The sequence below is a fragment of the Micromonospora sp. NPDC050686 genome (assembly GCF_040654475.1).
Lineage (GTDB): Bacteria > Actinomycetota > Actinomycetes > Mycobacteriales > Micromonosporaceae > Micromonospora.
Map to the genome: position 1 here is coordinate 1 of NZ_JBFAID010000084.1, position 17,653 is coordinate 17,653.

Genomic DNA, 17,653 nt, shown 5'->3' on the forward strand with positions numbered 1-17,653 from the left:
GTGATGTAACGACCCCACCCCGCCCGCCATTCCACCCCCCGGATGCGGCCGGTCACACCCCGAAACCCGACACCCCGCCCACAACCACCCACCGGTGTCAGTCCCGCCAGTCGTGGGGCTCGCCCCGCTCCCCCGTCCAGGTGCCGGCCCGGTAGATCGTGCCCCGGTACGTCCGGTCCGTCACCGGGGGCAGGTCTCCGAACTCGACCTCGCTGCCGGACTCGGCGCGTACCTGGCGGCCGCGGCGGATCCGGGACACCACGAACCAGCCCAGCGCCGCCACGCACACGACGATGACGATGTTCTGGAAGGTGCCGGCGTACGACTCGACGAGGTGCCAGTTCTCGCCGAGCAGGTAGCCGGCGAGCACGAAGACGCTGTTCCAGATCAGGCTGCCCAACGTGGTGTAGAGCAGGAAGGTCGGCAGCGGCATCCGTTCGACGCCCGCCGGTACGGAGATCAGGCTGCGGAAGATCGGGATCATCCGGCCGAAGAACACCGCCTTGCGGCCGTGCCGCAGGAACCACGCCTCGGTGCGGTCGACGTCGGCGAGTTTCACCAGCGGCAGCCGGGCCGCGATGGCGCGCATCCGGTCCCGGCCGAGCGCGGCACCGATGTAGTACAGGGCCACCGCGCCGACCACCGAGCCGAGGGTGGCCCAGGCGATGGCGCCGAGAAGACTCATCCGCCCCTGGCTGGCGACGAACCCGGCCAGCGGCAGGATCACCTCGCTGGGAATCGGCGGGAAGAGGTTCTCCAGGGCGACGGCGAGCCCGGCACCGGGCCCGCCGAGCCGTTCCACCAGGCCGGTCACGAAACCGACCGGGCCGTCGGAGGGGGGCTCCGCGGCGACGGTACGGGGGCCGAGCACCAGGTGGGCGTCTCTGAGCATTCGACAACGTTACGGGGTGTTTGGACCGTCGACCACGCCGATCGGGATCTCCGGCCCGGCTGGCCGCGCCGTTCTAGGCTGCGGGCACCGACGGGAGGTCTGTCCATTGCGTACGCCGCTGCGAATCGCCGTCGCCCAGCCGCTGTCGCGCGCGGGCGACGTGGCCGGCAACGCCGACCGGCACGCCGACCTGGTCCGGCGGGCGCAGGCCCGGGTGGTGGTCTTCCCCGAGCTCTCGCTGACCGGCTACGGCCTGGACGCGCCGGTCCTGGACCCGGAGACCGACGAGCGGCTGGCGTCGTTGGTGGCCACCTGTGCCGACACGGGCGCGCTGGCGTTGGCCGGCGCGCCCGTCGCCGGCCCGGACGGCCGGGTCCACACAGCCATGCTGGCGGTGGACGAGGTGGGCGCCCGGGTGGCGTACCGGAAGATGCGGATGGGCGGGGCGGAGCCGCAGCGGTACGCCCCCGGCGCGGGTTCACCGACGCGGCCGGCCGATCCTGGGTGTGGTCCCGGGACGGCCGGCCGCTCGCCCGGGCGGGCGCAGCCGTCGGCGAGGTGGCCACCGCGGCCCTCAACGCCTGACCCGGGCGCGCACAGCCTGGGATCAAGGAGTTTGCGCCGGAATCCGGCCGGCGGATGACGCCAAACTCCTGATCAGCATCGGCGAGGTGCTGGGTCTTCCCGCCGCCGGTACCCACGCGCTTGCCGGTGGGCGGATACGGTGTGCCGGTGACCGAGGTCGCCCCTTCCGCTCACGGTCCGGTTCCCCTGCCGGGCGGGGCGCCGTTGGCCTCCGGACGGGACGCCGACGTGTACCCGCTCGGGCCCGACCGGGTGCTGCGCCGCTACCGGCGCGGCGGCGACGTCGGGCCGGAGACCGAGGTGATGACGCACCTGCGCCGCGCGGGCTACCCGGTGCCGCTGGTGCACTCGGCCGCGGGCGCCGACCTGGTGCTGGAGCGGTTGTCCGGGCCGACCATGGCCACGGCGTTCCTCGGCGGTGCGCTCGATGTCGTGGCCGGGGCGCGGATCCTCGCCGACCTGCACCGGCGCCTGCACGCGCTGCCGGCCCGGCGGTCGAGCGATCCGGACGTCCGCATCCTGCACCTTGACCTGCATCCGGAGAACGTGCTGCTGACCCCGGCCGGCCCGGTGGTCATCGACTGGCGCAACTCCGACGAGGGGCCACCGGCGCTGGACCGGGCGATGAGCGCCCTGATCCTCGCCGAGGTGGCCACCGATCCCGGCGGGAAGTTCGCCGCGCCCGCCGGTGAACTGCTGGCGGCGTTCCTGAGCGAGGTCGGCCCGGCGACGGCGCTGGACCGGGCGGTGGCGCTGCGTACGCTGACCGGCCGGCTCGGACCGGCGCGGTTGGCGACGGCGGCCGCCCTGGTCCGCGGCGCGGCTCCCGGGTGAGCGCCCGGGCGGCAGACGCGCTGCCCGGGCCGGTCGGGCGGTTCAGCCCTCGCCCCGGCCGCCACGCAGCCGGTCGGCGGCGTCGAGCAGCCGCAGCAGATTGTCGGCCGTGCCGGCGTCGAGCTCGTCCTTCTCCGCCGCCTCGGTGACCTTCTTGCGCAGCTCGTCGATCCGCTTGCCCCGGTCCTTGGGCTTGCCCCGGTCCAGGTCGGCGAGCTTGTCGCGGAGGTCCTCGGCGGTGTCCGGGTCGACCGCCCCGGCGGCCTCGGCCCGGTCGAGCAGGCTGCTGAACGCGGCGGCGACCTGCCGCAGGCTGACCGGCACCTGCCGGACGTCCGGCGGCGGGGAGGAGGGGGCGGTGGTGGTCCGCTCCGGGGTGGGGCTCGGCGCCTGGGTCGACGGCCGGTCGGCGGGCGCACCGCCGGCGGGCGGGGTGGTGGGCGCGACCTGCGGCGGCGGATCGGTGTCGAGGGTGAAGAGCCCGACCAGGGCCACCAGCAGCGCGAGGCCCGCGGCGACCAGGACGCCGAGTAGGCGGTTGCCCCGGCGGTCCGCGGGCGGGGCCGGTGCGGCCGGCCGGACCGGGGCCGCCGGGCGGTCGATCATGGTGGGCGGGTGCGCCACCGCCCGGGTCGCGACGGGCAGTGCGGTGGTGGGCGGGTCGACGGCCGGGACGGCACCGAACCGCTCGGCCAGGTGCGCGGCGGTCGGCCGGCGGCCCGGGTCGGCGGAGAGGCAGGCCAGGGTCAACGTCGCCACCTCGGCGGGCAACCCGGGCAGCCGCAGCGGCGGCGGGGCGGCCGGCCGGGCGTGCACCTGAAGGGCGTCCTCCCAGGTCCGCACCGGGTACGGCGGCTCCCCGGTGAGGGTGCGGTAGAGCAGGGCGCCGAGGGCGTACACGTCGCTGCCCGGGTGGGGCGGGCCGGCGGCGAGCCGTTCCGGCGCGAAGTAGGCGGGGGTGCCCATCATCATCTCGCCGGTCTGCCCGGCCAGCCGCGGCCCGGCGACCGCGGCGATGCCGAAGTCGAGGACCTTGGCGCCGGTCTCGGTGAGCATGACGTTGCCGGGTTTGATGTCGCGGTGCACGACGCCGATCCGGTGCGCGGCGGCCAGCGCACCGGCCACCTGGCCGGCCATCCGGACCGCCTCCGGCCAGGCGAGCGGGCCGGCGGTGAGGCGGTCGGCCAGGGTGTCGCCCTCGACCAGTTCCATCACCAGGTACGGCACGACGGCTCCGCCGCGCAGGGTCGCCTCGCCGTAGTCGTACACCTGGGTGACGTGCGGGTGGGTCAGCCGCGCGGCGGCGCGGGCCTCGCGCTGGATGGTGGCCCGCAGGTGCGGGTCCGCGGCGAGTTCGGTGGCGAGGGCCTTGACCGCGACGGACCGGTGCAGCACCTCGTCGTCGGCGCGCCAGACCTCGGACATCCCGCCGAGGCCGATGCGCTCACGCAGGACGTAGCGATCGTGCAGCCGGAGTGCGGGCGTGAACGGCGACATGGTGTCCCAGTGTGCCTTCCGCTCCCCACCGACCACCAACCGCGGTGCCGGTTGGTGGTCGGTGGGGGTCCCGCTGCTCAGCCGGCGCAGGGCGGGGCCGGCACGGGACGCGGCTGGATCGCGTCGGCGAGCCAGTGCAGGGCGGCCGCCGTGCGGTGCCGGGCGGGGGCCAGCCGCGCCCGGGGCGCCGGCTCGGGCCGGACCGGTGCGTCCGGACGGGCCGAGTTGACGTGCCGGTTGACGGCGTCGACGGCAAGGGTGAATCCGGTCGAGTACTCCATGGTCAACTCCTCGGTGCGGTGCGGACGGACGTGCGGACGATCAGTTCGGTGTCGAGCAGTACCTGCCCGGCGGCGGGCTCGGCGGGCGGGTCCAGCAGCAGTTCGGCGGCGAGGCGGCCCTTTTCCTCGCCCGGCTGCCGCACGGTGGTGAGGCCGGCGGTGGCGGCCTCGGCGATGTCGTCGAAGCCGGTCACCGAGACCGGGTGCCGGGTGGCGGTCGCCGGGTCGCGGGCGGCGAGCGCGTCGAGCACCCCGAGCGCCAGCACGTCGGAGCAGGCCAGCACCGCGGTGGGTGGGCTGCCACCGGCGAGCAGGGGACGGACCGCCTCGGCGCCGGCGGCCCGGCTGTTGCCGGCGGCGTTGAGCACCGTGACGGCCGGCCAGTCGACCCCGACCGCCGCGAAGGCGTCGCGGAATCCGCTGAGCCGGCCCCGGGTGGTCGGGTGTCCCGCCTCGTCGACGCCGGCCAGCCGGAGCGGCCCGGACGGCGCCCCGGGCACGATGGTGTCGCCGAGGAAGGCCACCCGCCGGTGGCCGAGGCCGGCCACGTGGTCGGCGACGGAACGGGCCGCCGCCCGCTCGTCGATCGCGACGTACCGCTGTGCCGGGCCGGAGTCGGACTGCATCGCGGTGGTGACGTACGGCAGGCCACGGCCGCCGATCGCGTCCAGCGCCCAGGACTCGTCCCCGGCGCAGTAGACGCAGAAGCCGTCGACGGCGGCGTTCTCGACCGCCTGCCGGGCCTGGTTCAGATCGGTGGGCACCGGGATCAGCAGCAGGCTGGTGTCGTGCCGCTCGGCGGCCCGGCTCACCCCGGCAAGGAAGCGCACGGCGAACGGGTCGGTGAAGGCGTAGGACAGCTGGGAGGTGAACAGCACCCCGATCGCGCCGACGTAGCCGCGGCGCAGCGAGCGGGCGGTGGGGTTCGGGCCCGGGTAGCCGAGCCCTCGCGCGGCCTCCAGGATCCGTGCCCGCAGCGCGGGCGAGAGCTGGTCGGGCCGGCTGTAGGCGTTGGACACGGTGCTGCGGGAAACGCCGACCGCGTCCGCCACGGCTTGCAGCGTGGGCTTCACCAGAACCCCCTCTGGATCGATTCAGATTCTGTATCGATCCAGAGATTACTGGAGGACCCGACGGTCGTCAACGGGAAACGGACGATCGGGTGGTCGAGGTCTCGGAAGGAGCCGGCCGGCGGCGGCCTGCCCTGGGACGGGTCGCCTGGCGGCGCCCGGGCGAGTCGCCCGACCGGACATCCAACGCACTCACTCGGGGTGACTGGCCAAGTGATCACTCTTCGTGGCCGCCTGGTTCGGGCTTGCCGCACCCCTCTCGGCGCCTTTGCTCTGCTTCAACCCGCGCAACACCGCGCTGAGCAGGCGCTCCACCCGCGAGCAGTCGGCATGCCGACCGGCCAACCGATCACACAGCGTGCCTGTTGCCTCCGCTGAAGCAGAGCAAAGCGACCGAGTGCGTCATGGTCCGGGGGCGGGCACCTGACCCTCGGTGAAGGGCATCTCGCTCGCCGGGCCGCGCCCCAGGCGGTGCCGGGCTGGCGGGCGCCGGGGCAGGTGGGCCGGGCGGGCGCGGGCGGCACCGGTCGGATGGAGAGCGGGGGGAGGTCGCGCGGGCGGTCGCGGCGCCGAGGCGCGGGACTCCCGGTCAGCCGGGGTAGCGCTCCGCCAACAGCCGGCGCAGGATCTCCGGGGTGCGCTCCGGCGGCTCGGCCTCCACGCACAGCCGCTCCATGGCCAGCGCGTAGAAGTCGAGATCCTCGCGCTTGTCCAGGTAGAGGGCGCTGGTGAGCTGTTCGATGTAGACGATGTCGGGCAGGTCCTGGTCGCCGAAGCGCAGGATGGTGAAGGCGCCCCCGGCCGCGGCGTGCCCACCCGCGTCGAAGGGAATGACCTGGAGGCGGATGTGCGGGGAGCGGGTGGCCTCGATCAGCGCGGCGATCTGCCCCCGCATGACCTCCGGGCCGCCGATCGGCCGGCGCAGCGCCGCCTCGTCGACCACCGCCCACAACTGCGGCGGCTCGGCCCGGCGCAGCAGCCCCTGGCGCTGCATGCGCAGCCCCACCCGCCGGTCCAACTCCTCGGGGTCCGCCTTGTGGTGGCCGAGGAGCACCACCGCCCGGGCGTAGTCGGCGGTCTGCAGCAGACCGGGCACGAACTGCACCTCGTACGTGCGGATCAGCGCGGCCGCCGCCTCCAGCCCGAGGTACGACTGGAACCAGTTGGGGAGGACGTCACCGTACCGGTGCCACCAGCCGGGGCTGTTCGCGTCCCGGGCGAGCTTGAGCAGCGCCTCTCGCTCCTCGGCGTCCTTCACCCCGTAGAGGGTGAGCAGGTCGGTGACGTCACGCTCCTTGAAGCCGACCCGGCCCAGCTCCATCCGGCTGATCTTCGACTCGGAGGAGCGGATCTCCCAGCCGGCGCCCTCGCGGGTCACCCCGGCCGACTCGCGCAGCCGCCGCAACTGCGCGCCGAGCAGCATGCGCAGCACTGTCGGACCGGTGGTCGGGCCGCTCTCGGCGGGAACCATCCTCACGTGCCGACCTCCGCATGCCTGCCCAACGGCCGGGTGCCCCACTCCGGCCGACGTGTAAGCATGCCATGGACCGTGGGTGAGGTGAACTAGTCCGGACGGCCGATCCGGTCCCGTTACCGGGACGGTTCGGCTGCGGCCGGACGACTCAGTTGATCAAGTGGTCGAAGTCGCCGTCCCGGGCGCCCAGCACGAAGGCGGCGATCTCGTCCACAGTGTAGATCAGCGCCGGTCCCTCGGGGTGGCGCGAGTTGCGCATGGCGATGCCGGCACCGCCAGGCAGTTCGGCCAACTCGACGCAGTTGCCGCTCGGGTTGCTCCGCCGACTCTTCTGCCAGGTGAGCGATGGCAGGAGTGGGACAGGAACGCCGTTCTGAGGCTGCATGGCCGTCCTTGGGGTGAAGAGCCTGCCGATGCCGCGGGGGGCGGGTGTGGCGAGGAGCCGTCGATTGTGGACGCAGATGCACGTGCATCTGCTATTGCATCTGCATTGGACAGCGAGCATGATAACGCACGGGACCGGTACCCAGCCGTTCACTTTGGGTTACCGCCCACCTGGCCATATACAGGAGAAACTCCGCCCGGCGCGGGCGTGCTCGCGCCGCCGGCCGGCGGGACGCACGGGTGTGATGGGAGGGCGCGTGCCGGATCCGTTGACCGTCGCGTCCGGGATCTCGGCGGCCGGCGCGCTGATCTCCGCCTGGCAACTACGCAACCGGGCCGTACGGGCCGAGGCCGAGATCGAGCACCTGCAGGCCGAGTTGGCCGCCGAGCGGCACGCCGCCAGTCACGACCCGCTGACCGGCCTGCCCAACCGGCGGGCCTTCCACCGGCTCGCCGCGGCCCTGCTCACCGACTCGGCCGGCAAACCGCTGATCGCCGTCGTCCTCGACCTCGACGACTTCAAGCAGGTCAACGACCGGTACGGGCACGCCGCCGGCGATCAGGTGCTGATCAGTGTGGCGCAGCGGCTGTCCGCCTTCGCCGGTGACGACCTGGTGGCCCGGCTCGGCGGCGACGAGTTCGCCGGCCTGCTGACCACGCCCACCGTCGACCGGCGCTGGATCGACCACGCCACCCGCCGGCTCTGCGACTCGCTGGCCGCGCCGATCCACCTCGGCGCCGTCAGCCTGCGGGTGACCGCCTCGGTCGGGCTCGCCCCGGTCACCTGCCCGACGCAACTCGCCGAGGCGCTCTGCCGCGCCGACGAGGCGATGTACCGGGCCAAGAGCGTCACCTCCGGCGGCACCCGCCGACAACTGGTGGACAGCGCCCACCTGGCCGAGCGTTGACCGAGCCGGCCAGCACCAGGCCGATCAGCGCCGAGCCAGCCAGCGCCGGGCCGGCCAACGCCGGGCCGATCAACGCCGGGCTGGTCAGCGCCAGCCGTACCCGTCGCGCAGCGCCCGGCCCACCCGGTCGAACCGCGCCCGGTCCAGCACCGCGCCCTCGCGGCGGATGCCGTCCTCGCGCATGGTGAGCACCCGGTCCAGCCGTACCCAGCTCGGTCGGTTGTCCCGGTCCCACTCCCCCGGCCCGAGCGCCAGCCAGTGCCGCTGACCGTCCCGGTCGCTCTGGCTGGACAGCATCAGCCCGAACAGGGTCCGGCTGTGCCGCCCGACCACCAGCACCGGCCGGTCCTTGCCCTGCCGCGGATCGTCCTCGTAGCCCACCCAGGTCCAGACGATCTCCCCCGGATCGGCCCGACCGTCCAGCTCCGGGGCGTACGTCAGCTCCCGGCGTTGCAGCGCGGCGACCTGCCGGCGCCGCGCCGCCTGCGCCGGAATCACCTGGCCGCCGCCGGTGGGCGGCGCACCTCCCCCGCTCATCCGACCGAGCCGCGCCGCCACGTTCTTCAACAGGTTCGCCACGGCGGGCAGCGTAGCGCCACCGGTCTCCCGCGCTGTGCTTGACTGTCCCGGTCAGCCTCCGATGTCGGGAAGGCGGTGCCGGATGAGTCACCCGGGGCGGACCACACGCGACCACCCCAGCGAGCCCACCGGGCCCGACGCCGGCATCGAACTCCCCGACGACCTGCCCGTCGTCCGGCGGCGGGCGGTGCGGTTGGTGGTGCTCGACGACGACCAGCGGGTGCTGCTGTTCCACACCCACGACCCCGACCACCCGCGGCTGGGCACCTGGTGGGAGCTGCCCGGCGGCGGGATGGACCCCGGCGAGACGTACGTCGACACCGCCCTGCGCGAACTGCGCGAGGAGACCGGCATCCGGGCCACCGCCGACCAGCTCGGCCCGCCGGCCTGGCGGCGGCGGGCCAGCTTCATCCACCGCCAGTGGCGGCACCTGCAGGACGAGGTCGTCATGACCGTACGCCTCGACGGCCCCGGCCCGGACGTCGACGGCGCCGAACGCCTCGACTACGAGCTGGAGGACTACTTCGGCTTCCGCTGGTGGCCGGTCGAGGAGATCCTCACCTCACCGGCCCGGTTCTACCCGGGACGGCTGCCGGCGCTGCTCGGCGGCTTCCTGGCCGGCGACGAGATCGACGAACCCTTCGAACTCGCCTCCTGACGGGGCGTGCCGACCGCCCGCCGGGGGCGCAGAGTGGACGGATGACCGAGACCCCGCACGCCGCCCTGGCCGGCTACGCCCACCGGCTGCACGCCGCCGTCGGCGACCGGCACCACGTCGCCTCCCCGCTCGGCGCCTGGCTGCTGCTCGCGCTCAGCGCCCCCGCGGCCACCGGCGCCGACCGGGACGAGCTGGCCGGCCTGCTCGGCGTCGACGTACCGACCGCCACCCGGCTGGCCACCACCCTGCTGGACGACCCGCACCCGCTGGTCGCCTCGGCGACCGCCGTCTGGCACCGCCCCGGGTACGACACCGACGGCTGGCGGGACTGGCGGGCCACGCTGCCGCGGGCGACCGGCACGGGAGCGCTGCCAAAGCAGCCGGAGCTGGACGCCTGGGCCCGCGAGCACAGCCTGGGCCTGGTGGACCGCTTCCCGCTGCGCCTCGAGCCGGGCACCCTGTTCGTGCTGGCCGACGCGCTGGCCACCCGGGTCTCCTGGGCGCAGCCGTTCCAGGTCGCCCCGGCCGCCGCGCTCGGCGCGGGCAGCGCATGGGCGAAGCGACTGACCCGGGCGCTGCGTACCCCCCGGCACGGCCACCGGGGTTGGATCGTGTCCACCCGGCGGGCCGGGGACGTGGTGGTGCACGCCGCGCCGGCCCGCTCGACGGGGACCGCCGGCCTGACCGTGGTGTCGGTCGCCGCCGCGCCGGGGGTGGCCCCGCCGGAGGTGCTCGCCACCGCGTACGAGCTGGGCGTCGCGGCGGTGACCGACGCGGGGCCGGCCGGGGCGCGGTCACTGTTCGACCTGCCGCTCGGCCACTCTCCGCTGTGGACGCTGCGTGAGGAACCGGTACGCACCCACGCGCCGGGCGGGCGGGAGGAACGCCACGAGGCGGTGCTGCCCTGCTGGTCCGCCACGGACAGCCACGACCTGGCCGTGGACGGGCTCGGCTTCACCACCGCCGCCCGGGCGTTGGGCGCGCTGCTCAGCACGCCGGCGCCCCAGGTGGCCGCCCGGCAGGCGGCGGCGGCCCGCTACTCCCGGTACGGCTTCGAGGCCGCCGCGGTGACCGCGATGATGGCGACCGTGTCACTGCCGCCGGAGGGGGTCGCCCGCACCGCCGAGCTGCGCTTCGGCCACCCGTACGCCGTCGTGGCGGTGACCACCGACCACCGCCCGGACGGTCCCGGCCCGTGGCACGGCCTGCCCGTCTTTTCCGCCTGGGTAACCGAGCCGGAGGACGTGCCCGAGGCCGACGCCGCCGACCCGGCCTGACCGAGTGGGTCCGGGGTCAGCCGCTGATCGGCGCGCCGCGCCACTGCCACGCCTGCCGGCGGGGCTGCCCAGGCAGCTCCGTGCGGCCGGTGCACCAGCGCAGCCCCGTCCAGGGGTCCACGTCGCTCACCGTGCCCGCCGCGTCGGGAAAGAGCCGGGCGGTCACCCGGGCGCAGAGCGGGGCGGGCGGGCCGGCTGACCGGGCATCGTCACCCGCGGCGACCTGCTCGCCGCGCACCTGCGCCCGGACGCCGACATCCGTTCCGACGTGGTGCGGGAGGTGCTGCACCGGGTCCTCGCCGTGCCCGAAGGGGTGGTGGACGTCGAGGTGCACGACGGCGTGGTGACGCTGACCGGCCAGCTCGACCGGTGGTCCACCGTGCGCCTCGCGCTGCGGCTGAGCGCACAGGTCAGCGGCGTGGTGCAGGTGGTCGACGCGCTCGGGTACGCGGTGGACGACGCCCCGATGTTCGCGCTGCGGACCGGCGGCGCCACCCCCGCCGGCATCGCCTGAGCTGTTAGGCGGGGGCCGGGCTTAACAGGTGGCGTCAAGCCGGGCCCCCGCCTCTACCGGCGTTAAGCGCGGCCCCCGCCTCTCATCCGTCGGCGAGGGTGTCGAGCAGCAGGGCCGCGGTCCAGCCGAACGCCGGGGAACCCAGGCCGGCGCCGGTGTCCGGGTGGAAGTACTCGTGGCAGCCGGCCCGCGCCACCAGGTCGATCATCGACCGGCGCAGCCCGGCGGCGAGTTCCGGCCGGCCGTGCGCCCGCAGCCCCCGCCACACCAGCCAGTTGATGTTCATCCAGCTCGGACCCCGCCAGTAGCGCAGCGGCTCGAAGTCGGCGGCGGTGCGGTCGTGGCTGGGCAGCGGGCGGTCCATCCGGCCGGCCAGCCCGAACCGGGCCGAGCACGCCTCGGCCAGCACCGCCGCCACCTGGGGCGCCGGCAGGTCGGGCAGCATCAGCGGGGTGAGGCCGAGCACCGTACGCGCCGGGACCAGCCGGCCGGTGCGCACGTCGCGGGGCCGGAACGTGCCGCTGACCGGATCGAACAGCCGCTCCACGAGGGCGGCGGTGATCCGGGCGGCCCGCTCCCGGTGCGGGCCCGGGTCCGCGCCGACGACCGCCGCGATGTCCGCGAGGGCGTGCTCGGCGGCCCCGCGGGCCGCGTTGAACAGCGGGCACTCGACCAGGAACGGATGCCGGTCGGCCAGGTCGTCGTCCCGGTAGCGGCCGGCCCGGTAGGACTGCACCATCGTCAGGTAGCGCGCGTAGTCCAGGTCGGTGGGGCGGTGCGCGGCGTCGGCGTGCGCGGTGTCGTGCCGGCGGTACGCCCGCATCACGCCGGCCTCGGCGGGCACCGCCGCCATCGGCGCGTCCCAGGCGGGGCTGTTGTCCAGCCCGGACTCCCACGGGTGCACCACACAGGCCAGCCCGCCCCCGCCGACGTCCCGCCGCCGCGCCAGGTAGCGCTGCTGCGCCACCAGCCGGGGGTAGAGCTCGCCGAGCGCCGCCCGGGACGCCGCGGAGGGCCCGCGCCGGTGCACCAGCCAGGCGGCCAGGGCGTGCACCGGCGGCTGCACGATGCCGGAGGTGGCCCCGGCCGGCGCGCCGTCGGCGGCGGCCGAGTCCCAGAACTCGGGCCCGGGAAAGTACGCCCCGACCCGCAGCCGGGGGTTGAACACGATGTGCGGCACCCGCCCGTCGGCCCACTGGGCGGCGAAGAGCGTACGCAGCTCCCGCCAGGCCCGGTCGGGGCGGACGTGGGCCAGCCCGATCGCGATGAACGCCGAGTCCCAGCTCCACTGGTGCGGGTAAAGGGTGCGCGAGGGGACCGTGTGGTCGTGTTCCCAGTTGCCGTCGAGGGTGGCCAGGGCGAGCCGGCTCAGCTCGGCCGCGTCCGCCGGCCCACCCCGGTGGCCGTTGCCCGTCCCGTCCGCCGGCCCCGGCCGTGCGGCGCCCGCCGCGGCGTCCGGCTCGGCGGTCACGCCGCCGCCTGTCGGGGCTGGGCGTGCCGGAGCACGGTGGCCGCCTGTTGCAGGGCGCGGACGGGGTCGCCGCGCAGCCGGCACTCCAGCGCCAGCCAGCCCCGGTAGTCCAGCTCCAGCAGGGTACGCACCAGCGCCGGCCAGTCGAGGTGCCCGGCGCCGGGCTGGTAGCGGTTGGAGTCGCTGACCTGGACGTGCCCCAGGTACGGCGCGGCGGCGCGCAGCGCCCGGTGCACGTCGTCCTCCTCGATGTTCATGTGGAAGGTGTCGGCGACCACCCGCACCGAGGGCAGCCCGACCGCGGCGCAGAGCGTCACGGCGTCCTCCAGCCGGTTCACCATGTGGTCCTCGTACCGGTTCAACGGTTCGAGGAAGAGGGTGACCCCCTCCGCGCGGGCGTGCTCGCCCAGCTCGCCCAGGGCGTCGACGAGCACCTGCCGGTCGCCCGCCGGCGTGCGGGGCGGCTCGAACGGCGGTAGCCGCCGGGAGAACATCCCCCAGGCGGCCGGGGTCATCGCGCCGACGCCGCCCAGCTCGGCGATCACGGACAGTTGCGAGCGCAGGTTGCGGACCGCGTCGCGGGAACGTTCCGGGTCGAAGTCGCCGATGAAGTGGTCCATCTCGACGCAGACCGTCGGCATGGTCACCCCGGCGGCCCGGGCGCGGCGTAGTTCGGGTAGCCGGCGGGCCAGCGCGAGGTCGCCGCGACCGCGTAGTTCCAGCCCGTCGTAGCCGAGGGAGCGGGCGAGGGCGTACTTCTGGGTCAGGTCTGTGCCGGGCAGCAGCTGCTCCTGGCAGGCGAGTGGAATGGTCACGGGAACCTCAGCACGACTTGTAGGGCGGCACTTTCGCCGTGGTCGAGCAGGGCCAGCGCGTCGGCCACCGCGCCCGCTTCGACCACGTGGCTGACCAGCGGCAGCGGGTCGACGGCGCCCTCGGCCACCAGGTCCATGAAGGTCTGCGCGACGCGACCGCCGGTCCACCGGCCGGCCATGCTCGGGGCCGGCGTCGGCCCGGAGACCTGGGCGGCGACCAGTTGGATGCGGTTGTGGTGGAACTCCTCACCGAGGCCGAGTCCGTCGGCCTGGCCCTGGTAGAAGCCGGCGGCCACGACGCGGCCGGCGTGGGTGGTGGCGCGGATCGCCTCGTGCAGCGCGGGGTACGCCCCGGACAGCTCCAGGCAGACGTCGGCGCCGCGGCCGTCGGTGGCCTTGTGCAGGATGGTGGCGGCGGACTCGACGCCCGCATCGACGGTGCGGCGGGCGCCGTAGCGGGCGGCCATGGTGAGCCGGGCGGGGATCCGGTCGACGGCGACCACCCGCGCGCCGGAGAGCACGGCGAGCCGGGTGGCGAGCAGCCCGATCACGCCCTGCCCGAACACCCCGACCCAGTCACCGAGGTGCAGGTCACCGGCGAGGACGGCGGTGAGTGCGATGGCGCCGGGGCGGGCGAAGACCGCGGCGAGCGGGTCCAGCCCGGGTGGCAGCGGGGTGACCGCGCCGGCGGCCAGGACGGCCTCGGCCCGGTGCCCCCAGATGCCCCAGACGAGCTGGCCCGGATGCCGGTCGGGGACGTCCGGGGCCACCTCGACGAGCTCGCCGACCTCCTCGTAGCCGAAGCCGACCAGCGGGTACGGCACGGGGGTCTGGCGGGGCACGAACATCCGGGTGACGTCGTCCCAGTCCTTGCTGAGCCGGGGGTTGCTGCCCCGGTAGAGGGTGAGTTCGGTGCCGGCCGAGATGCCGGAGTAGCGGGTGCGTACCCGTACCTGGCCGGGGCCGAGCGGATCCGAGGGCCAGGGCTCCAGACTGATCTGTCGGGGCCCGGCTAGAGAGACAACCCAATTGACCATGAGTCACATCCCGGAAGCGCCGGGTTCAAACGAATGACAAAAATAGTTATATGTCTTGTAATTGATCAATACAAGACGTTGAATCCCTCATGTACCCTTCGAGAGGAGTGCCACCGATGTCATCCCCTCCGACGCGGATCGTCGCCTCCACCCTGATCCTGGCACTGGCCGGCGCCGGTCTGCTCGCCTGCGGCGACGACCAGCCGAAAAGCGACAACTCCCAGATAACCGTGTGGAGCCTGGAGGACGTGGCCGACCGGGTCAACGCCACCAAGGCGATCATCGCGGACTACACAGCGAAAACCGGGGTGAAGGTCAACCTGGTCCCGGTCAACGAGGACCAGTTCCCGTCCCTCATCGCCTCCAGCGCGGCGGCCGGCGAACTGCCCGACGTGGTGGGCTCGGTGTCGCTGGCCGGCATTCGCACGCTGGCCGGCAACGAGCTGCTGCACCCCGACGCCAACGGCGAGATCGTCGACAAGCTGGGCAAGGACACCTTCTCCACACGCGCCCTGGAGCTCACCTCCGACGGCGGCAAGCAGCTCTCCGTCCCCAGTGACGGGTGGGGCCAGCTGCTCGTCTACCGCAAGGACCTGTTCGACGCCGCCGGCCTGCCGGCCCCCGACACGTACGAGAAGATCACCGACGCCGCGACCAAGCTGAACACGGGCGGCGTCGCCGGCATCACCGCGGCCACCGCCCCCGGCGACGTGTTCACCCAGCAGACCTTCGAGCACCTGGCGCTGGCGAACAACTGTCAATTGACCGACGATTCCGGCAACGTGCGGCTGGACTCCCCCGAATGCGTCGAGGCGTTCCGGTTCTTCGGCGACCTGATGCGCAACCACTCCGTCCCCGGCGCCCAGGACGTGGACACCACCCGGGCCACCTACTTCGCCGGCAAGGCGGCGATGGTGGTCTGGTCGCCGTTCATCCTCGACGAGCTGGCCGGGCTGCGCAACGACGCCAAGCCCACCTGCCCGCAGTGCGCGGCCGACCCGACCTTCCTGGCCAAGAACAGTGGCTTCGTCACCGCGATCAAGGGGCCCAACGGCACCGAGCCGGCCCAGTACGGCGAGATCAGCTCGTGGGCGGTGCTCGACGGCGCGGCGAGCGACCCGGCGAAGTCCTTCGTGGAGTACCTGCTCTCCGATGGCTACCCACGCTGGTTCGGGATGTCCCCCGAGGGCCGCTTCCCGGTCCGCAACGGCACCGCCGAGGACAAGGAGAAGTTCCGCACCGCGTGGCGCACCAGCCCGGCCGGGGTGGACACCAAGAAGCCGCTGTCCGAGATCTACGGCGACGAGGTGCTGGACACCCTGGGCCGCAGCCCGGACACCTTCACCCGGTGGGGCCTGCCGCAGGGGCAGGGCAAGCTGGTCGGCGCCATCCTCGGTGAGCTGCCCGTACCCAAGGCCCTCGCCGACGTGGTGGGCGGCAAGTCCGACGCCGCCGCGGCCGCCGGCCGGGCCAAGAAGGACGTCGACGCGATCAAGGCCGGTGTCAATTGACGACCACCGCGCCCGGGACCGGTCGCTCCCCCACCCGGGAGCGGCCGTCGCCCGGCCGCCGGCCGCTCACCCTGCGCCGCCGCGAGTCCCGCGCCGGGCTCGCCCTGGTCGCGCCCACCCTGCTCGTCGTGCTCGCGGTGATTGGCATCCCCATCGTCTGGACCCTGGTCCTGGCCTTCCAACGGGTACGCCTCGCCACGCTGCGCAAGACCGGGCTGTTCGGGGAGTTCACCCTCGACAACTTCGAGCGGGTGCTGCACACCCCCGGCTTCGCCGACACGCTCTGGACCACGCTGGTCTACGCCGTCGGCGCCACCTTCGGCTCGATCGTGATCGGCCTGGTGGCGGCGCTGGTGGTGCGGCGGCCGTTCAAGGGACGCACCCTGGTCCGGGCGTCGATGCTGCTGCCGTACGTGGCGCCGGTGGTGGCCGTCGCGTTCGTCTGGCAGGTGCTGCTCGACCCGCAGCTGGGCCTGGTGAACAACTGGGGGCAGCGGTTCCTCGGCTGGGACACGCCGATCCCGTTCCTGTCCCAGGAGTCCACCGCGCTCTGGACGGTGATCGGCTTCGAGGCCTGGCGGTACTTCCCGTTCGCCTTCCTGTTCCTGCTGGCCCGGCTCCAGGCGGTGCCGGGCGACCTGGAGGAGGCGGCCCGGGTGGACGGGGCCACCCCGACCCAGCGCTTCCGGCACATCCTGTTCCCGCAACTGCTGCCGGTGATCGCGCTGCTGGCCCTGCTGCGGTTCATCATGACCTTCAACAAGTTCGACGACGTCTACCTGCTCACCGGCGGTGCGGCCGGCACCGAGGTGGTCAGCGTCCGGGTCTACCAGTTCCTCACCGCGCGTACCGACATCGGCGCGGCGGCGGCGCAGGCGGTCGTGCTGGCCGTGGTGCTGATCGTCTTCGTCGCGATCTACCTGCGGTTCTTCACCGGACGGAAGGAGACGTGATGGACCGCGACCGGATCGAGACGCTGACCCTGCGCTGGCTGCGTCGGCTGGTGATCGCCGCCTTCCTGCTGGTCACCGTGCTGCCGTTCTACTACATGCTGGTGCTCTCGGTGCGCCCGATCGAGCGGCTGCTGCTCGACCCCGGCGCGCTGCTGGTGCCGCTCGGCGAGCTGACCGTCTCGACGTACGCCGAGGTGTTGAAGGCCGTCGACGACGGCGGCCAGGGCTTCCTCACCTTCATCCGCAACAGCGCCGTCGTCGCGGTCTCCGCGACCCTGCTGACCCTGCTGGTGTCGATCCCCGGCGCGTACGCGGTGTCCCGGCTGCGGTTCTTCGGTCGCCGGCAGGTCAACTTCCTGTTCCTGGCGGTCTACCTGTTCCCGTCGATCGTCATCGCGATCCCGCTGTTCGTGGTCTTCACCCGGGCCGGGCTGCGCGGCTCGCTGATCGGGCTGGTGCTGGTCTACATCTCGCAGACCCTGCCGGTCTCGGTCTACATGCTGAAGAACTACTTCGAGACGATCCCGGTCAGCCTGGAGGAGTCGGCGGCCATCGACGGGGCCAACCGGCTCGGCATCATCCGCCGGGTCAGCCTCCCGCTCGCCGCCCCGTCGATCATGGCGGTCGCCCTGTACGACTTCATGATCGCCTGGAACGAGTTCTTCTTCGCCCTGCTGTTCCTGGTCGACAAGCCCAACCGGTGGACGGTGTCGCTCGGCCTGTCCCTGCTCTCCGACGGCGTCGAGGTGCCCAAGACGGTGCTGATGGCCGGGTCGGTGATCCTGACCCTGCCCATCGTCATCCTCTTCTTCGCCGGCGAACGCCTGCTCACCGAGGGCCTGACCAGCGGCGCCGAGAAGGGCTGAGGTGTGAGGCGGGGGCCCTTGTTGACAGACGTCTGTCAACAAGGGCC

At 73.9% G+C, this 17,653-nt stretch carries 19 protein-coding genes and 1 pseudogene; 9 read left to right on the forward strand and 11 right to left on the reverse strand.

Translation table 11 applies throughout. The features are described from left to right. Positions 1-97 precede the first annotated feature (97 nt). Positions 98-892, reverse strand: a complete 795-nt coding sequence (locus AB0H57_RS30900; protein WP_357512203.1) for a DedA family protein — start codon at positions 890-892, stop codon at positions 98-100. Between the two features lie 106 nt (positions 893-998). Between AB0H57_RS30900 and AB0H57_RS30905 the strand changes: the two are divergent. Both AB0H57_RS30905 and AB0H57_RS30910 read left to right on the forward strand, forming a co-directional pair. Further along, a pseudogene (locus tag AB0H57_RS30905) lies at positions 999-1,343 on the forward strand (nitrilase-related carbon-nitrogen hydrolase); the annotation flags it as partial. 281 nt (positions 1,344-1,624) lie between these two features. Continuing rightward, a complete protein-coding gene (locus AB0H57_RS30910) occupies positions 1,625-2,311 on the forward strand; it encodes a phosphotransferase (RefSeq protein WP_357512204.1) in 687 nt (228 codons plus the stop codon). A 42-nt stretch (positions 2,312-2,353) separates the two neighbouring features. Here the strand turns inward: AB0H57_RS30910 and AB0H57_RS30915 are convergent, their stop codons facing one another. The 5 genes from AB0H57_RS30915 to AB0H57_RS30935 all read right to left on the reverse strand — a co-directional run bounded on the left by AB0H57_RS30915 (position 2,354) and on the right by AB0H57_RS30935 (position 7,018). Continuing rightward, a complete protein-coding gene (locus tag AB0H57_RS30915) occupies positions 2,354-3,808 on the reverse strand; it encodes a protein kinase (protein WP_357512205.1) in 1,455 nt (484 codons plus the stop codon). Positions 3,809-3,885: 77 nt separating this feature from the next. Beyond that, positions 3,886-4,089, reverse strand: a complete 204-nt coding sequence (locus AB0H57_RS30920; protein WP_357512206.1) for a hypothetical protein — start codon at positions 4,087-4,089, stop codon at positions 3,886-3,888. A gap of 2 nt (positions 4,090-4,091) precedes the next feature. Next, positions 4,092-5,162, reverse strand: a complete 1,071-nt coding sequence (locus AB0H57_RS30925; protein WP_357512207.1) for a LacI family DNA-binding transcriptional regulator — start codon at positions 5,160-5,162, stop codon at positions 4,092-4,094. A gap of 586 nt (positions 5,163-5,748) precedes the next feature. Further along, positions 5,749-6,636: a helix-turn-helix transcriptional regulator gene (locus AB0H57_RS30930; RefSeq protein ID WP_357512208.1), complete on the reverse strand. Its 888-nt coding sequence runs from the start codon at positions 6,634-6,636 to the stop codon at positions 5,749-5,751. A 145-nt stretch (positions 6,637-6,781) separates the two neighbouring features. Beyond that, on the reverse strand, positions 6,782-7,018 hold the full coding sequence (locus AB0H57_RS30935; RefSeq protein ID WP_357512209.1) for a DUF397 domain-containing protein: 237 nt from the start codon (positions 7,016-7,018) through the stop codon (positions 6,782-6,784). Between the two features lie 256 nt (positions 7,019-7,274). On the opposite strand from AB0H57_RS30935, the gene AB0H57_RS30940 reads away from it, so the two are divergent. Beyond that, positions 7,275-7,925 (forward strand): GGDEF domain-containing protein, encoded by a 651-nt coding sequence (locus AB0H57_RS30940; RefSeq protein WP_357512210.1) that lies wholly within the window; start codon positions 7,275-7,277, stop codon positions 7,923-7,925. 84 nt (positions 7,926-8,009) lie between these two features. Here AB0H57_RS30940 and AB0H57_RS30945 read toward each other — a convergent pair whose 3' ends face one another. Further along, positions 8,010-8,504, reverse strand: coding sequence for a type II toxin-antitoxin system PemK/MazF family toxin (locus tag AB0H57_RS30945; RefSeq protein ID WP_357512211.1), 495 nt, complete (start codon positions 8,502-8,504; stop codon positions 8,010-8,012). 82 nt (positions 8,505-8,586) lie between these two features. On the opposite strand from AB0H57_RS30945, the gene AB0H57_RS30950 reads away from it, so the two are divergent. Both AB0H57_RS30950 and AB0H57_RS30955 read left to right on the forward strand, forming a co-directional pair. Next, on the forward strand, positions 8,587-9,162 hold the full coding sequence (locus tag AB0H57_RS30950) for an NUDIX domain-containing protein (protein ID WP_357512212.1): 576 nt from the start codon (positions 8,587-8,589) through the stop codon (positions 9,160-9,162). A gap of 41 nt (positions 9,163-9,203) precedes the next feature. Next, positions 9,204-10,439 carry a hypothetical protein gene (locus AB0H57_RS30955; RefSeq protein ID WP_357512213.1) on the forward strand — a complete coding sequence of 412 codons (1,236 nt, stop codon included), beginning with the start codon at positions 9,204-9,206 and terminating at the stop codon, positions 10,437-10,439. 16 nt (positions 10,440-10,455) lie between these two features. Here AB0H57_RS30955 and AB0H57_RS30960 read toward each other — a convergent pair whose 3' ends face one another. Beyond that, a complete protein-coding gene (locus AB0H57_RS30960; protein ID WP_357512214.1) occupies positions 10,456-10,728 on the reverse strand; it encodes a hypothetical protein in 273 nt (90 codons plus the stop codon). Here AB0H57_RS30960 and AB0H57_RS30965 point away from each other — a divergent pair. Continuing rightward, on the forward strand, positions 10,720-10,953 hold the full coding sequence (locus tag AB0H57_RS30965; RefSeq protein ID WP_357512215.1) for a BON domain-containing protein: 234 nt from the start codon (positions 10,720-10,722) through the stop codon (positions 10,951-10,953). The two genes, AB0H57_RS30960 and AB0H57_RS30965, sit on opposite strands and share 9 nt — an antisense overlap. 82 nt (positions 10,954-11,035) lie before the next feature. Here AB0H57_RS30965 and AB0H57_RS30970 read toward each other — a convergent pair whose 3' ends face one another. The 3 genes from AB0H57_RS30970 to AB0H57_RS30980 all read right to left on the reverse strand — a co-directional run bounded on the left by AB0H57_RS30970 (position 11,036) and on the right by AB0H57_RS30980 (position 14,276). After that, positions 11,036-12,325, reverse strand: a complete 1,290-nt coding sequence (locus AB0H57_RS30970) for a hypothetical protein (RefSeq protein WP_357512221.1) — start codon at positions 12,323-12,325, stop codon at positions 11,036-11,038. Positions 12,326-12,420: 95 nt separating this feature from the next. Continuing rightward, positions 12,421-13,239 carry a sugar phosphate isomerase/epimerase family protein gene (locus AB0H57_RS30975; protein ID WP_357512216.1) on the reverse strand — a complete coding sequence of 273 codons (819 nt, stop codon included), beginning with the start codon at positions 13,237-13,239 and terminating at the stop codon, positions 12,421-12,423. Further along, complete coding sequence (locus AB0H57_RS30980) at positions 13,236-14,276, reverse strand: zinc-binding alcohol dehydrogenase (protein ID WP_357512217.1); 1,041 nt, start codon at positions 14,274-14,276, stop codon at positions 13,236-13,238. Before AB0H57_RS30980 ends, AB0H57_RS30975 begins: the two co-directional genes overlap by 4 nt. A gap of 116 nt (positions 14,277-14,392) precedes the next feature. On the opposite strand from AB0H57_RS30980, the gene AB0H57_RS30985 reads away from it, so the two are divergent. Genes AB0H57_RS30985 through AB0H57_RS30995 form a run of 3 tightly spaced genes read left to right on the forward strand, consistent with a single transcriptional unit; the run spans position 14,393 to position 17,606 of the window. Next, entirely contained in the window at positions 14,393-15,787 is a 1,395-nt protein-coding gene (locus tag AB0H57_RS30985) for an extracellular solute-binding protein (protein WP_357512218.1), read from the forward strand. Further along, complete coding sequence (locus tag AB0H57_RS30990; RefSeq protein WP_357512219.1) at positions 15,784-16,740, forward strand: sugar ABC transporter permease; 957 nt, start codon at positions 15,784-15,786, stop codon at positions 16,738-16,740. Before AB0H57_RS30985 ends, AB0H57_RS30990 begins: the two co-directional genes overlap by 4 nt. Beyond that, positions 16,740-17,606: a carbohydrate ABC transporter permease gene (locus AB0H57_RS30995; protein WP_357512220.1), complete on the forward strand. Its 867-nt coding sequence runs from the start codon at positions 16,740-16,742 to the stop codon at positions 17,604-17,606. The genes AB0H57_RS30990 and AB0H57_RS30995 overlap by 1 nt, the downstream gene beginning before the upstream one ends. The last annotated feature ends 47 nt before the right edge of the window (positions 17,607-17,653 follow it).